This window comes from Methanosphaera sp. WGK6, from assembly GCF_001729965.1.
Taxonomy (GTDB): domain Archaea; phylum Methanobacteriota; class Methanobacteria; order Methanobacteriales; family Methanobacteriaceae; genus Methanosphaera.
In genome coordinates this window covers 94,327-110,500 of the sequence record NZ_JRWK01000001.1, presented here as the reverse complement: position 1 = coordinate 110,500, position 16,174 = coordinate 94,327, and the positions used below count along the sequence as shown (strand labels likewise).

Below are 16,174 nucleotides of genomic sequence, written 5' to 3'. Positions count from 1 at the left end.
TTATGGAATTTAGAAATATATTTACATTAAATGACTGGAAATTTAAAGAATTTACATATACAATTATCTTAATCCAAGTTTTAATGTGGATAGTGGGCATTATTTCAGCAAATAACATACATATACCTATATTTAATGATATTATTACATTATTATACTTAGGATTTGTACCTGGAATTATCATATTAAGAATACTTAAATTACATGATCTTGGAAATACATTTACAACATTATTAAGTGTTGGATTAAGCATACTCTCAGTACTACTTGTGGGGCTTTTCATGAATCAAGTGTATCCATGGATTGGACTTACACAACCCATAGAAAATATTCCATTACTGATAACATTTACAATTTATAACACGATTCTATGGATCGTATCATACTACCAAGATCGAGATGCATATTATGTTAATAGTTCTAAATTAAGTTTTGAATTATTATTCTCAAATCAATTTATATGTATTTGTATATTACCATTAATTGCTATAATTGGAGCATATACTCTTCAATATTATGAGAATAATACTATTCAAATAATTTTATTAATATTAATATGTGTTTTAGTTTTAGCTATGGCTTGGGGTTATCTAAAAAAAGAATATTATCATTTAGCACTATTTAGTATTGCAATATCCATATTATACTATAGTGTATTAATCTCTAACCATATTTGGGGATATGACATATTCTTTGAGTATCAATTTGCTACATATGTTATTAAAAATGGAATATGGGATTATACATGGCCTCATGCATATAATGCAATGTTAAGTGTTGTTATGTATGCACCAATATATAGTAAATTATCAGGCATGACTTTAACTTGGGTTTTGAAGTTCATATACCCATTTTTATTTTCATTAATAAGTATTGGACTATATAAGATATTTGAAGAACATACGGGAAGTAAAATTGCATTTATGGCAACATTTTTCTTTATTGCATATAATGGATTTTCCTATGGTTGGATGGTTCAAATGGCAAGACAGCAAATTGCAGAAATATTTCTTGTACTACTAGTATGGCTAATAATTGATAGAAAAATACCACAGAATAAGAGAAAATTATTATTTTTACTATTTGGTGTAGGCTTAATTTTATCACATTATAGTGTTACATATCTCTTCATGTTCATGTTACTTGCTACTATAGTCACATTAACATTAGTAAGTAGTAATTTTGGAAATATAATTAACACTATCTTAATTAAGTTAGGAGCTGAACGAAGGTATTTTGGTAAATATTTCAAAGTAAAGAATCAGACAATTAGTTTACCATTATCATTATTCTTTATAGGATTTATCATTGTTTATTATTCTTTAACTGCAGATAGTAAGCCTATTGCATCATTATTTGATGCACTGAAAATTGTGTCCAAAAATACAAATACTATATTATTTGGAGGTATAATTAATCCCATGGTTCTTTTAACAGGACTTGGCATTCTTATAATACTTCTAGTAATAGGTTATAAAATATATAAAAAAATATCCGCAGATATTGACCCTGAATCAATTACATCATATTCTAAGATTAAAAATAATATAATTAAATTCAAACAAATGAGTTTACGAAGAAAACAAGGAATTATAGTTCTTGTAACTGTACTTACCATCATACATATTTGGTGGCCATTTAAATACATGAATATTGTAAGTATTAATGCCCAGAGAGTTATTTACTTATCAGTTTATTTCATAATAATTGGATTTATAATGAACATTATACGACCAAAATATTTCCATTTTACAAGAGAATATAATACATTTGCAATATTTAACATGGTAATACTTGCATGTGGAATATTTATTCCCGCATTTAGAGGTCAATTAAGTTTACAAAGAATATATGAAGTAACTTTTGTAATATTAGCACCATTTTGTGTAATTGGATTATATTACATATCTACATCAGTACTTGGAGTTATAAAATCATTTAATATTAAACAAAGAACTAAAACTGCAATGAAAGTAATTGGTATTTTTATGGTGGTATTTTTCATATTAAATACAGGATTAATTGATTTAGCTGTTGGACAAACATCTACTCTTCCATTAGACACGTCGATGGATGCACCTCTATTTAGTCAAGGAGAATATGCTGGAGTTGCATGGTTTAATAATTATCATAATAATGAGGATAATGACACTGTGTTCTCAGATGCATTCAGTAACATATTATTATATTGGCTTAATGATATACGAACAACAAACCCTAAAAATATGTCTGATATGGAAGTGGGAAGTTATTTATTCCTTAGATCGCATAATATAAATCATAAAACATTTTTATATGGTAATGGAGAATATATTTCCATTATAGAAGGTATTGATAAATCAAGTAAAATATATGATAATGGAGATTCACAAATCTACAAACGTACATTTAAATAATAAGGAGATCTAGATTTGCCTAAGAAAACAAAAATATTATTTACACATAATACTGCGATGTGGTACAGAATTCCCTTTTTTAAAAAACTTGCAGAAATATATGATTTAAACCTTGTATTTACCCATATTGATGTTATACAAGACATATATGACAATAAAATAGATAAAAAAATAAAAGGACTTGAAGAAGTAAATTATACAACACTTAATAATAAACATGGTTTTGCTAAAGGTTTGATAAAAAAAGCATGCACAAATAATGATTTTGTAATCGGTGGAAGTTGGGATACTATTCAAGAACTAATAGAAAGTATTATTTTATTTTCTATAACAAAAATAAAACAAGAAAAATTTATTATCTGGCGTGAAGATTGGGATTGGGAGAAAGAAAACAATCTGAAAGAAAAAATACTAAATTGTATAATTAAATACTTAACTAATCATGCTGATGCAATAATAGTACCTGGAACCTTGCACAAACAATATTTCCATAATAAACTAGGAGTTTCTGAAGACAAGATACATATCATGCCGAATGTAAGTAATATTTCAGGTATTGATGAAAATATAAAAAAATCAACAAATAATAAGAAAATATTATATGTAGGTCGTTTAATACCCCGTAAAGGAATTAAATACCTCCTAGAAGCATATTCTAACCTAAAAAAAGAAGTGGATAATATTCAATTATTAATTATAGGATCAGGACCTGAAGAAAATTCATTAAAGGAATATGTTAAAGAAAATAATATTAAAAACGTGGAATTCTTAGGACAAATCAAAAATAACGAATTAAAAGAATATTACCAGAGAAGTAATCTTGTAGTAATACCTTCCATAAATAAAGGTATGGGTGATCCCTGGGTATTTGTATTAAATGAAGCAATGTATTATGGTAATCCAGTAATTGCAACCACTGCTGTGGGTGCAGCGCCAGATATGATTAAAAATAATGGATTTATTGTTCCAGAAAAAGATAGTGACACATTATTCAAAGCCATGCGTAAAATAATTACAGATAATGATTTAGAAGAAAAAATGAGTCAAGAATCAAAAAATATAATTAAAAAAGAATTTCAATATACTAATATGATTAATGCTTTTATTAAAACTATTAATTCAATAAAATAAACCCCTATTTTTTATTTTAAAAAAATAAAAAGAAAAATACTATTTTTAACCATTTATATAATCTATTAATGCATCAACTATACTAGTGGCACTTGTTGTATATACATAATCATACCCATGCTCTTTAAGATAAATATCAGGATAAGCTAATCCCTTAAATGAACTGGGACTATAATTATCATCATGTGCTCTTTCAAGAAAATCCAAATCAGTTATATTTTTAGCAGTCCCTGAATATAGAGCAATAAATATTAGCCTGTTTGCTTTTTTTCGCATGAAACTTCTAGTACATATATCATATATTACTCCAGCATCAGACCCTCCAAATATAGACAATTGAACTGCATTATCAGGTAATGATTCAGCCCATATTCCAGTATTATGAGTATTTGGACCTAAACCAACTATAGATACTGTAAATCCCTTGGATTCAAGAATTGATTTGATTGAATTCATAAATGCCTTATCTTTAGTTGAAGTAAATATATTATCCGAGGTTATGTATATCTTACGTGATGTGATATTTGTTGGATGTATAACACTCCAGTTATATACTTTGTTCGTTGATGGAAGATAATTAGATGAAGATACATCAATTATTTTTAAATAAGTGTAGATTATATTATAATATCCAAGTTTTCCATATGTTGTTGTAGCATAAGTAGGAGGCCTATTATTTATTGAATAAAAATTCAATATTTTATTTCCCATTGTAATTATTTCAGATAAACTTAGTTTTCCACCAGTAATTGTATCAATTTGTGAAGTTATTGGAGTATAATCAATATATCTTATAGAACTTGATACATTTCCACTGTTAATATTATTAACCATTTTAATCATTATTGGTAGAAAATCTTCAACACCCATTGTCATAGATCCCACTATAACTTTTGTAACAATATGGTCTGATTCATATTGGTTTCTAAGATAAACTGCTGCTTCCTTAATTTCAGCATAGGTGAATGAAGGACTAGTAATCGTTAATACACCTTTACTACTCACTGTAGAAGAATATATTTTAGATCCAGAATAACTTGCATTTATTGTATAATTTCCAAGACCTAATGAAGAGGTATTATAATTATAATATGCTTTACCATCAACTACACTACCATAGCCTACAGTTTTACCATTTATCTTAAATGCTACTTTTCCACCAGAAATATAATTTTTAGTAGAGTTATCCACAACAGTAACAGTTAATTGAACTAGTTCTCCTTTTAAAACTGTTTTATTACTTATACTCATTTGAGTAGTTCTTGTAATTATTGTAAGATAACCTGTTGCATTAGATTTAGATAAATAAGAATTTCCACTATATACTACAGAAATGGTATAGTTTTTTACGCTTAATCCTGAAGTATTATATGTGTAATATGCCTTACCATTAACTACACTACCATAACCTATAGTTTTACCATTTATTTTAAATGCTACTTTTCCACCAGAAACATAGTTTTTAGTAGAACTATCAATTACAGTAGTAGTTAATTGTACACTGCTATTATAAATGATTATTTTATTATCTACAGTCAATTGTGTATTTCTTGTTATTACTGTAAGACAACCTGTTGCATTAGATTTAGATAAATAAGAATTTCCACCATATACAACGGAAATAGTATAATTTTTTGCAGTTAATCCTGATGTGTTATATGTGTAATATGCTTTACCATTAACTACACTACCATAGCCTACAGTTTTACCATTTATTTTAAATGCTACTTTTCCACTAGAAGCATTGACATTAGTAGTTTTATCAACTACTTTAACTACTAATTGTACACTACTATTACAAGATATTGTTTTATTTTCAACTGTTAGTGAAGATACATGTATAGTAGATGTATTTGTTGATTGTTTTACTGATTTTATGTTTTGTTGTGTATTTAAAGAAGTATTTTCCTTATATTCTGAAAATTTAGATGAAACTCCACTTACATATGGATTTATATTTTCAGAAGTTTTATTAGTTATATCCTGCATATTTACCGCAACTGATGACGTCATATTACCTTCATCATTCGAAACAGTAGTCATTTGACTAGAATCACCTGCAGAAACTACAGAGATACCTATTAATACCATGATTACAAGTATTAATAGTTTTACTCGCTTAATTTTAACAACTCCTGTAAATTATTTGAATGAATATTCTAAATAATTCAATTTTAGTAAAATAATAACATAGCTTCTTTTGAAGTATGTAATCATATTTAAATATTATTTCTTATATAAAAGTATAGATAAATTAATAATAATTATATGAAATGTAATAAAAAAAATAGATGTGAAAAGAAATTAAAATTTGTTTAATACAGCTTTAAAATACAATTTAGATATTTGATATATGTATTTGGGTAGATTTAAATAATAATTATCTTTATGTTTCTTAATAAATTGGAGATTTGTTTTAACATGATTATATTCTGTACGGAAAGTAGAACTCTTATGTCTAGACATACCCACTTTATGCCATATTATTGAATCCATTACAGATACTATCCTATATCCTTTCTTTTTAACAGTAACTGCTAAATCAACATCTTCACAACCAAAGAAGAAACTCGTATCTAAATAAGTCTTAGGAATTGCTTCTGTTTTAATTAGTAATCCTGCACCAGAAACCCAATCACAATCAATAACATTCTTCGAGGTATCATAATAATTCTCATTCATAATACTATGATGTCCCGGATAATGTTCTAGATCAACTACACTACCAATACACCATATTGTATCATGAGATCCCTCATAATCATAATAATAAAATTTAGGGCCAATAATCCCAATCTTATCATCATTTAATGCAACATTTATCATTTTCATTAAGAACTCAGCATCTACAATAGTATCATTATTAAGTAATAACACATAATCAGGTTTATCATATTTTACTGTGTACTCCATTGCAATATTATTTCCTTTTGCAAACCCATAATTATCATAATTTTCTATAAGTAATAATTTTTTTTCATCATATGTAGATGTGTTATCTATTGCTTGTGTTAATTCATCCTCCATCATGTGAATTAATTTTATAGGTTTATTATTCTGATAATTTACATAATCTGTTTTTACTACAATATTTCCTTGAGCATAATCCTTTATTTTATCTATAGAGTCATTTGTTGAATGATTATCTACCACGATTACATTATAATTAGGATAGTCTATTTGGTATAATGATTCTAATGCTTCAAGTGTATCTTCATATCCATTCCAATTTAATAATATTATAGATACTAATGGTTTTGTCATTTTAATCATCCTTTTTATCTAAAATTCTATACAAATGTTTTAATAACCTTTCACCAGCTTTTTCAAGTGTCCAAAAAGATTGAATATATTGAATTCCATTTGAAGAATATTTATTCCATAATGTTCTATCTTCAGATAATTTTATTATTGCTTTTGCAAAATCATCTTCATCTCTTTGAGTTAAAATTCCTGTTTTATTATGAAGTACGGTTTCTCTAATTCCCCCCTCTTTAACTCCAACTACTGGAGTTCCACAAGCCATTGCTTCTAATGGAACATAACCAAATGGTTCAAGGTATGGTGCATACACAACTAATTTAGCTTTATTATATAATCTTATAAGATCCTCATCAGAAATCATTGTAAGAATATCTAATTCTACTTCTTTTTCTTTTGCTAACTCTTTAAGATAGTTCACCCATCCTTCATCACTACTGTTACCTACTACTACTAATTCAGGACGTTTTTCTTTAGGTATGCGTGCTATTGATTTAATTAAAAAATCATATCCCTTTGGAGGAATACAAGTCCCTACGGATAATACATAGTTTTCTCGTTGTAAATTTAATGGTTTGAACATCTTTGTATCTACCCCAATATATGAAACATATGCATTTTTACCATATTGTTTTAATATAGATTCATGACTAAAGTAAGAATTTGCTAATAAATTTTTGGAATATTCTGCAAACTCTAAATCTCTTTCATAATCCCTATTTTCAATATAATTTACAAAATATTGTGCAAATGGTCTTATTATTGGATGATTAAATACACCAATTTTCTTTTTTTGATTATTTACCTTTGTTAATATTTTATCTTTCCGTATAGGTTGTTGACAATAATATACATTTGGTTTTGTTAAATATTTAAATATTACAGGAGTCATTGTAAACTGATCTTGTTCACAATAAACAATATCATATCCAGAATCATTTAAATCTTCTGCAATCTTTTTCTCTGTCTTCATAACATTATTTACAGAAACTTTCTTAATTATTGCTGGAACATAACTAAATATAGAGTATATTTTTTCTCTTATGAAACTAGGTTTAACCTCATATTCAATTATATTACTAACCACATTTTTTAGTGGTAAATATTCTTCATTAGCTGTTTTAGGTATAAATACATCTACAATATGTCCATTACTTGTTAAATAATCAATATATGTATATAATGACCTTTTAGCTCCTCCTGAAGGTAAATTATGAAAAACTGCTATTTTTAATTTTCTATCACCCATGTTCCAATCACCTATTATTTTGTTTAAATTTTAAATATCAGTAATATTCATTATATTAGTTATGTGAATTTTTTATATAAGTAATAATTAATGTTTTAATAATCCATCTTTTAGTCCGTTTAGTAGAGTTTTTGAATATTTTCTATTTTTATTAATATTCATTGTAGCTTCTTTCATTACATACAGGATTATGTAGATAATAAATTGATAGTATTTTAGACCGCTTGTATGACGTTTCATATAGAATATCCTATTACGTGTATGATAATATATACGTGATAATGATTTTATTGATGCACCTTCTTTATGATATATACAACCATAGTCCGAAACTTTAAGATGATATCCATGTTCTCGTACACTAGTAGACCAATCTACGTCTTCCCAATACATGAAGAAATCAGGACACATCATGCCAACATCCAACAACACATCAAGAGACATTAAAATACAAGAGCCTGTGATGAAATCAAAAGTATCTTTCTGGTTTTTCTCTGTGATTGCTCTTGCTTCACCATGACTTAAATCAACTATTCCCCCACCAATAGTTTGTATTTTACTTTTATCCTGATAATAATAATGAGTTGTTCCAACAAATCCCGTATTATCATCCTCTTTTATTTTATCAAGTAATCCATTGACAAAATCAGGAGATACTATTGTATCATTATTTAATAAAAGTATATAATCAGTATTTCTATTATTATATATATAATCAAGAGCTAAATTATTTCCCCCAGCAAATCCTTCATTTTTATCATTTAAAATTAATAATAAATCCAAATCATCTGGTTTTATATAACTTTGAATAGTATTTTTTGTAGCGATATCATACGAATAGTCACTATTATCAAGATATTTTCTAATAAAATCAATAGATTCTTCTTTTGAATCATTATCCACTAAATAAATATCAAAATTTGGATAATTCAATTCTTTTAAAGAATTCAAACATTCAATAGTGTCTTTATGACCATTCCAATTTAACAACACTATTGATACTTTATTGTAAATAATAAAAACCCCTTAAATAATAAAAAAAAGTTAATTATTCGTCAACATCATACTCGACATATTCTGTGTCTACTTCATTATTGTTGTCTTCAACAATATTAAATGTAGGATCAAAATAATTTTTAATTAAATTACCCGTATTTCTTTTAATATTACTCATAGTAGGAGAACTTATAATTTTTTTAATTCCATAACCTACTACTACACCACCTAAAAATACTAATGAGTATTTTCCTATTTCAATAATTTCTTCATCACTTAAATTTCTTAAATCATCGTAATTAGACATTTAAAACAATCCCAGTACTAATTAATTAAACTCTTAATACTATATTTATATAATTAGATTAATATAATTCAATATTAATACATATTGTTTATAAAAAGTATCTTAAAAAATAAGGAGATTTACTAAATTGAAAAAATTTAATTGCATATTTCCAGGACTATACAATTACATTCTAACAAAGGATGTGGGAATGATTCCATATACTTTATCTAAATATTATAATACTACAATAACTACTTATAATAATGATAACTATGAATATATGAATTCTTTACTTCAAAAAGACAATATGCAGCTGGAATTTCTAGAAAAAACAGGAAATGAAAAGAAAGATGTTAAACAATATATTAAAAATAATGCTCAAAATATTGATGTAATTGAATTTTATCATTTAAGATACAGCATTTTACCTTCATACATTTTTACATATAAAATCCATAATAGAAAAGGAAAAATACATCTTAAATTAGATGCTAACAATGACATAATTGATTTTTTAGTTAAAAGAAAAGGAATTATGCCTAGTTTACGTAGAAAACTTGTTAAAATACTATTTAACTACATAGATGTAATTAGTATTGAAACTCTACGAAACTATGAAGTACTAAAGAAAAGTAAATTAGTAAATAATAATAAATTAATGTATCTTCCAAATGGTGTTGTTAAAACTAATGTTAAATTAGAAAAAGAAAAAACAATACTTTATGTAGGTTATATTCAAAAAGAAAACAAATCAATTGATATGCTTATATCAGCTATAAGTAACATGGAATTAAACGATTGGAAATTAGTTTTAATAGGAGAAATCAAGGAAGATATGCAAGAATTCTTTGAAGAAATTTTTAATAAAAATCCAAAACTTAGAGAAAAAATAATATTAAAGGGATATATCTCAGATAAAATAGAATTATCCAAAGAATATGCTAAATCAAACATATATTGTTGTACTTCATTAAAAGAAAGTTTTGGAATATCCACACTAGAAGCAGCATATCATGGAAATTACATAATTTCAACAAACGTAGGTGGATCACCAGACATTATTGAAAAAACAGGATATGGTCAGATAATAGAACATGATGAAGAAATTCTTCGTAAAACTCTAACTAACACTATTAATAACTGGAATAATATAAAACAAAATCCTTATCTTATTCAAAAAATAGTGTATAATTATTTTAGTTGGGATATTATTTGTAAAAAACTAAATGATAAACTTCAAGGAATAAATTTATAAAAATAGATTAAAAAGGTAAAAAATAAAATAATTACTTTTTAAATTTAATTATACTTGTTGAAAAGTATTTTTTATTATCTACAAATCCATGTACAATATTCTCATTTTCCATTGTACAATTTTGTACAGATACTATTTCTTTTTCTCTTGGATCTTTATCTATACATTCTTCTAGCACATCCAAATGTCTTGAAGTTTTCATTGCTACAACAGTATCTGCATAGGGTAGTATTTTTGTTAATCTTTCATCTACTTGAGGCACCACTACCATAATATCATCTTGTTCAGTTAATTGAATTCCAGATCTTGCTGCACATGCGGTAAATGAAGTTATTCCAGGAATTAATTCAACTTCCACCCCTTTTGCTTGTAATCTTGAGGATATATATGAAAATGTACTGAAAACGGTTGGATCACCTAATGTTACAAATACTGCATTTAAACCTGTAGTTAATTTATCAAAGAGCACATTTGTTGCTTCATCCCATGATTTTTCTAATTCCTTCTTATCTTCAGTCATTGGGAATAATGGTTGTAGTATTTCACATTTTTCTTCTCTTTCATCCACTATTCCTTGAACTATATTTAATGCTACACTAGGTTTTCCATTACGTGATTGTGGAGCAAATATAATATCTGTTTCTTTGATAATCCTTGCTGCTTTTATTGTCACTAGTTCAGGGTCTCCAGGACCTACCCCTATACCATATAATTTTCCAATTGTCATACTATCAATTCCTATTAATATTTAAAAAAAAGAATTATAATCTTTAATTTATTAAAAAAATTAAAGTAAACTTAATTTATACGTCGTATTTATTCTTATATTATTAATTTAAGCATTTTAAATATATATAATTTTAAAAAACTTCTAAAAAAGATTAATCCAACATTAAACCAAAATGGAAATAAAAAAAAGAGGGGATTTTAATAAAATAAAAAAGAAATATAAACATTATGAATACAATATTTTGTCCAAAATGTGGAATGATAAAAAATAAGTGTATATGTTCAGATAAACCCGAAGAACAACATTCACTCCTTACAAGACCATCCACAGAAGAAAAAGAAGAATTACAACGTCAACATCCAGATATAGATGATGAAATCATTGAAAACTTCCCATTTAAAGAATCAAGACATAATCAATTAGAACTAATTACTGAAATATTAAATGCTTTCGAATCAGATAAAAGATATGTTATACTTGAAGCAGGAACAGGTACTGGAAAATCAGCCATTGCTGCAACACTTGGACAAATTTTACAACCCGCATATATTCTTACAATGACAAAACAATTACAAAGACAATATGCTAATGAATTTGGTTATGCACAAGTAAAAGGACGAAACAATTTTTCATGCCTAGATAGTGGAGCTTTAAACTCTTGTGATCAGGGAACTTGTCAGACAATAAGAACAGGACAAGAATTTACCTGCCCATATGGTATAAAAATGGAACAAAACAGACAAAAAGATTTAAGAAAAGACACAGGAGAAACATTCTATAACACGCCATTCACATTCAAATCATCTGAAAAATGTCCTTACTGGAGTCAAAAAGCAGATGCAATCAAAGAACCCGTAGCATTACTAAATTATGATTATGCATATCTTGAACTAAATTATGTACAACACTTCCAGAAACGTAACATAATGATACTAGATGAAGCACATAATATTGAAGACAAAATAATGCATAAATTAGAACTTAATCTCTACAACAAACAATTACAGAAAGATGTAAATCAAGTAATTCCAAAAGACATGAAAAATTATACTGATATTAAAGACTGGATTGCATTTCTAGAAGCAATATTTGATTCATATAATGCAATTAACACAACCACACTAACTAAACAAAAAGGAGATCGTATCGAACATACTAAAAGAAAAATTAAAGAGATTACTGAAAACATAAAAAAAGATCCTGAAGATTGGGTTGTATCACCCGAAGAAGATATGGTCTCATTCAAACCCCTGAAAATAGACAGATATGCAGAAAAAACACTTTTCCAATATGCAGATAAAGTACTATTTATGAGTGCAACAATTCTTGATAAAGATTTATTCTGTAACTGGCTAGGTTTAGATCCTGAAGAAGTATATTATATTAAAAGTGAAAGTCCATTTAAAAAAGAATACCGACCAATTCACATGCACCTAGTAGGACCAATGTCTAAAAGAGCTCTTTGGCATACAGCACCTAAAACCATACCAGTACTTAAAGAAATACTTGATAAACATAAAAATGAAAAAGGATTAATCCATACTAACAGTTACAAATGTCAAAATTATATTATGGAGCATATAAGAGAACAAAGACTACTTTCACATACATCTAAAACAAGAGACCAGACATTAGCTGAATTTGAAAAATCAAAAAATCCTTATGTCCTTGTTAGTCCCTCTATGAGTGAAGGTGTTGATTTACCATACGAAAAATGTCAATTCCAAGTAATATACAAAGTACCCTACCCATATCTTGGAGATAAACAAATAAATGAAAGAAAAAACATTGACCCCCAATGGTATGCATATAAAACTATAATGACACTGATGCAGGCATATGGTCGTGGAATGAGAGCAGAAAATGATCATTGTGATACATATATTCTTGATAAAAATATACAAACAATATTAAGAAATAAAATGTATAGAAAACTAATCCCTAAATTCTTTAGAGAAGCCATTACAACAAAATAAAAAAAAAGTAGAATATAAGAAGTTTATGGTAATATTTCATCAATAACTTCTACTACTTTGTCCAATTCTTTTTTTGTGATTATAAGTGGTGGTACAAATCTTATAACAGAACCATTTGCAACATTAATAAGTACTCCTTTTTCTTGAGCTTCAGCTACTAAATCACCACATTGATAATTTACTTCAACACCAACCATTAAACCACGACCTCTTATATCCACAATACAGTCATGTTTTTCTCTTAAAGCTTCAAGTTTTTCAAGGAAATATTTACCATTTTCATATGATTTTTCTACTAACTTTTCATCTTCATATATATCAAGTACTGTTGATGCTACTGCACATACAAGTGCAGTTCCACCAAATGTAGAAGCATGAGTTCCTGGAGTAAAAGCATCTGCTACTTCTGCACGGGCAAGGACAAGTCCCATTGGTAATCCACCAGCTACTGCTTTAGCACAGGTTGTTATATCAGGTACTGTATTAGTTAATTCTGAAGCAAATAACTTACCAGTACGTCCAAAACCAGTTTGAACTTCATCAAATATTAAAAGAATTCCTTTTTCATCACATAATTTTCTAAGTTCGGGTAAATAATCTTCATCAGGAACTCTTACACCACTTTCTCCTTGTATTGGCTCTACAAGTACTGCTGCAGTATTTTCAGTTATTGCATCTTCTATTTGTTTAATATCATTATAGTCCACATGTATAAATCCTTCAGGAAGTGGTCCGAATCCTTTCTGATATTTAGGTTGTCCCGTTGCAGTGATTGTTGTGAGTGTTCTTCCATGGAATGAATCATTCATTGCAATAATTTCACTTTTACCCGTGTATTTACGTGCTAGTTTTATTGCTCCTTCATTTGCTTCTGCACCACTGTTACAGAAAAATACTTTATCATGAGGTGAAAGTTTAACTATTCTTTCAGCGTAACTTGCTTGTTCCTCAGTGTAGTAAAGATTTGAAACATGAATAAGTTTTTTTGATTCTTCAGTCAGTGTTTCAGTAACTCTTTTGTGAGTGTGTCCAATACTATTTACTGCTATACCTGCAACACAATCAATATATTCTTTTCCTTCTTTATCATATACTATACTACCATGAGCATGATCAATTACTAAATCATAACGTCCATAGCTGTGCATAACATATGTATCTAATGTGTCTTTTACTTCGTTAGTATTCAAAGAAATAAACCTCCATAAAAATTAAAATTATGTTAAATTATAAAAATAATGAATTAATTTTATTAACTTATTATATAATTAATAATTTATTTCCAATTAAGTATAAAATTTACGAAATAAAAGAATATAAAAAGACCATAATTATAAAAAGAGGTATCTATAAAGCTTATTACATAACTAAAAAGTTAGGTGAAATACATGAAAAAAGCTGTTATAAAAACAGATAAAGGTGACATTACAATAGAATTATTCCCTAATGAAGCACCTGGAACAGTAAAAAATTTTGAAGAATTAGCAAATAAAGGATTTTATGATGGTCTCACATTCCACAGAGTAATACCAGACTTTGTAATACAAGGTGGATGTCCTAACGGAAATGGAACCGGTGGCCCAGGTTACACTATTAAATGTGAAACTGAAGGTAATCCACACAGACATGGAACTGGAGCATTATCCATGGCACATGCTGGAAAAGACACTGGTGGAAGTCAATTCTTTATAACACACAGTCCACAACCACACCTTGATGGAGTTCACACAGTATTCGGACAAGTAATTGAAGGTATGGAAGTTGTTTATGAAATTAGACAAGGCGATGTTATAAACACTATAACTGTTGTTGATGAATAAATAAAAAAAATATTATATATTATAAAAGACATAAAATAAAATAGAATTTATGTAATATTTATTCTGACCCCTCACCTCCCTAAAAATACATTTCTTTTGTGTTATTTTTTTAGATATTTTTTAATTTATCCATTAAGCCAGATGAACGTGCATAATTAAATAAATATAATTGTACATAACCTGCATAGCACCCAAATTTATCTTGTGCAAAATTCATTATTTTTTTATTTGACGGTTTTTGATTCTTGAAATAAAGATATGTTGTTATTCTATTAATCCACACATCAACTGGATATGCCTCAGGTTTATTATATCCGTATAATAATATACAATCAGCTACCTTTGGTCCAACACCCTCTAATTCTATAATTTTATTAAATGCACTATTATAATCCATATTATTAATCATGTTATGAAAATTTTTTTCTGACAATATTTTCTTTGTTGAATTTAACATGTATGAACTTCTATAGCCTACTCCAAATTTTTTCAAAGTTTCTTCAGGTATTTTCAAAAAAGTTTCTTCTTTTGGAAAAGTAAAACCGGATTCATCATCAATACTTACTTTAACACCCATACTTTCTTTTATAGATTGTATTGAATTAGTCCACCTTTTTATAGAATTATTAGCAGAACATATAGATGACATTATACATTCATATGGAAATTGTGCTTTAAATAACCGTAAACCTTTATTAAACTTATAAATATTATTTAATTCACTATTTACATCTAAATAATTATATAATTCATTCAAATCATAATCCAAATCAAAGATGTAGTAAATTTTATCTAGAAGTTTATCTTCATCAACATAGTCTTCACATACATAGTCAATAATTAAGGGTTCATTAAGATTATTTTGAGTTAAATTAATTAAAATATTTTCATTATCAATAGATATTACCTCATGATAAGTACCATTTTCATATTTAAATGGAGGTTGACTTGTTTGACCAGAATTAATTGTTAAATTTAAGTCAAAATCTCCATAATAATCATTATTACTAATAATAAGTTGATTTTTAACCATGAAATCACTGCATAAATATTAAATTAAAAAAAGTTAAA

Annotated in this window: 13 protein-coding genes; 5 read left to right on the top strand and 8 right to left on the bottom strand. The window is 27.0% G+C overall.

The features are described 5' to 3' along the window. The first annotated feature begins 2 nt into the window (after window positions 1-2). Together NL43_RS00550 and NL43_RS00545 are read left to right on the top strand one after the other, a co-directional pair. Window positions 3-2,396: a DUF2206 domain-containing protein gene (locus tag NL43_RS00550; protein WP_069592023.1), complete on the top strand. Its 2,394-nt coding sequence runs from the start codon at window positions 3-5 to the stop codon at window positions 2,394-2,396. A gap of 15 nt (window positions 2,397-2,411) precedes the next feature. After that, window positions 2,412-3,527 (top strand): glycosyltransferase family 4 protein, encoded by a 1,116-nt coding sequence (locus NL43_RS00545; protein WP_069592022.1) that lies wholly within the window; start codon window positions 2,412-2,414, stop codon window positions 3,525-3,527. A 45-nt stretch (window positions 3,528-3,572) separates the two neighbouring features. Here NL43_RS00545 and NL43_RS00540 read toward each other — a convergent pair whose 3' ends face one another. The 5 genes from NL43_RS00540 to NL43_RS00520 form a co-directional block, all read right to left on the bottom strand. Further along, entirely contained in the window at window positions 3,573-5,618 is a 2,046-nt protein-coding gene (locus NL43_RS00540; protein WP_084790304.1) for an Ig-like domain-containing protein, read from the bottom strand. Between the two features lie 213 nt (window positions 5,619-5,831). Further along, on the bottom strand, window positions 5,832-6,791 hold the full coding sequence (locus NL43_RS00535) for a glycosyltransferase family 2 protein (RefSeq protein ID WP_069592020.1): 960 nt from the start codon (window positions 6,789-6,791) through the stop codon (window positions 5,832-5,834). Window position 6,792: 1 nt separating this feature from the next. Then, window positions 6,793-8,037: a glycosyltransferase family 4 protein gene (locus tag NL43_RS00530; protein ID WP_069592019.1), complete on the bottom strand. Its 1,245-nt coding sequence runs from the start codon at window positions 8,035-8,037 to the stop codon at window positions 6,793-6,795. Window positions 8,038-8,124: 87 nt separating this feature from the next. Beyond that, window positions 8,125-9,030, bottom strand: a complete 906-nt coding sequence (locus NL43_RS00525) for a glycosyltransferase family 2 protein (protein WP_241776191.1) — start codon at window positions 9,028-9,030, stop codon at window positions 8,125-8,127. A 55-nt stretch (window positions 9,031-9,085) separates the two neighbouring features. Then, entirely contained in the window at window positions 9,086-9,340 is a 255-nt protein-coding gene (locus tag NL43_RS00520) for a hypothetical protein (protein WP_069592017.1), read from the bottom strand. Between the two features lie 127 nt (window positions 9,341-9,467). Here NL43_RS00520 and NL43_RS00515 point away from each other — a divergent pair, with 127 nt between their 5' ends. Then, a complete protein-coding gene (locus NL43_RS00515; protein ID WP_069592016.1) occupies window positions 9,468-10,577 on the top strand; it encodes a glycosyltransferase in 1,110 nt (369 codons plus the stop codon). Between the two features lie 31 nt (window positions 10,578-10,608). Here the strand turns inward: NL43_RS00515 and cobI are convergent, their stop codons facing one another. Then, window positions 10,609-11,304 carry a precorrin-2 C(20)-methyltransferase gene (gene cobI, locus NL43_RS00510; protein ID WP_069592015.1) on the bottom strand — a complete coding sequence of 232 codons (696 nt, stop codon included), beginning with the start codon at window positions 11,302-11,304 and terminating at the stop codon, window positions 10,609-10,611. A gap of 227 nt (window positions 11,305-11,531) precedes the next feature. Between cobI and NL43_RS00505 the strand changes: the two genes are divergently transcribed. Continuing rightward, the gene (locus NL43_RS00505) at window positions 11,532-13,283 is read left to right on the top strand and encodes a helicase C-terminal domain-containing protein (protein ID WP_069592014.1); all 1,752 of its coding nucleotides are present in this window, start codon (window positions 11,532-11,534) and stop codon (window positions 13,281-13,283) included. Window positions 13,284-13,306: 23 nt separating this feature from the next. On the opposite strand, the gene NL43_RS00500 is transcribed toward NL43_RS00505, so the two are convergent. Further along, complete coding sequence (locus tag NL43_RS00500; protein ID WP_069592013.1) at window positions 13,307-14,473, bottom strand: aspartate aminotransferase family protein; 1,167 nt, start codon at window positions 14,471-14,473, stop codon at window positions 13,307-13,309. Window positions 14,474-14,671: 198 nt separating this feature from the next. On the opposite strand from NL43_RS00500, the gene NL43_RS00490 reads away from it, so the two are divergent. Next, entirely contained in the window at window positions 14,672-15,103 is a 432-nt protein-coding gene (locus tag NL43_RS00490; RefSeq protein WP_069592011.1) for a peptidylprolyl isomerase, read from the top strand. Between the two features lie 109 nt (window positions 15,104-15,212). Here the strand turns inward: NL43_RS00490 and NL43_RS00485 are convergent, their stop codons facing one another. Next, window positions 15,213-16,136 (bottom strand): DNA glycosylase, encoded by a 924-nt coding sequence (locus NL43_RS00485; RefSeq protein ID WP_069592010.1) that lies wholly within the window; start codon window positions 16,134-16,136, stop codon window positions 15,213-15,215. Window positions 16,137-16,174: the final 38 nt, after the last annotated feature.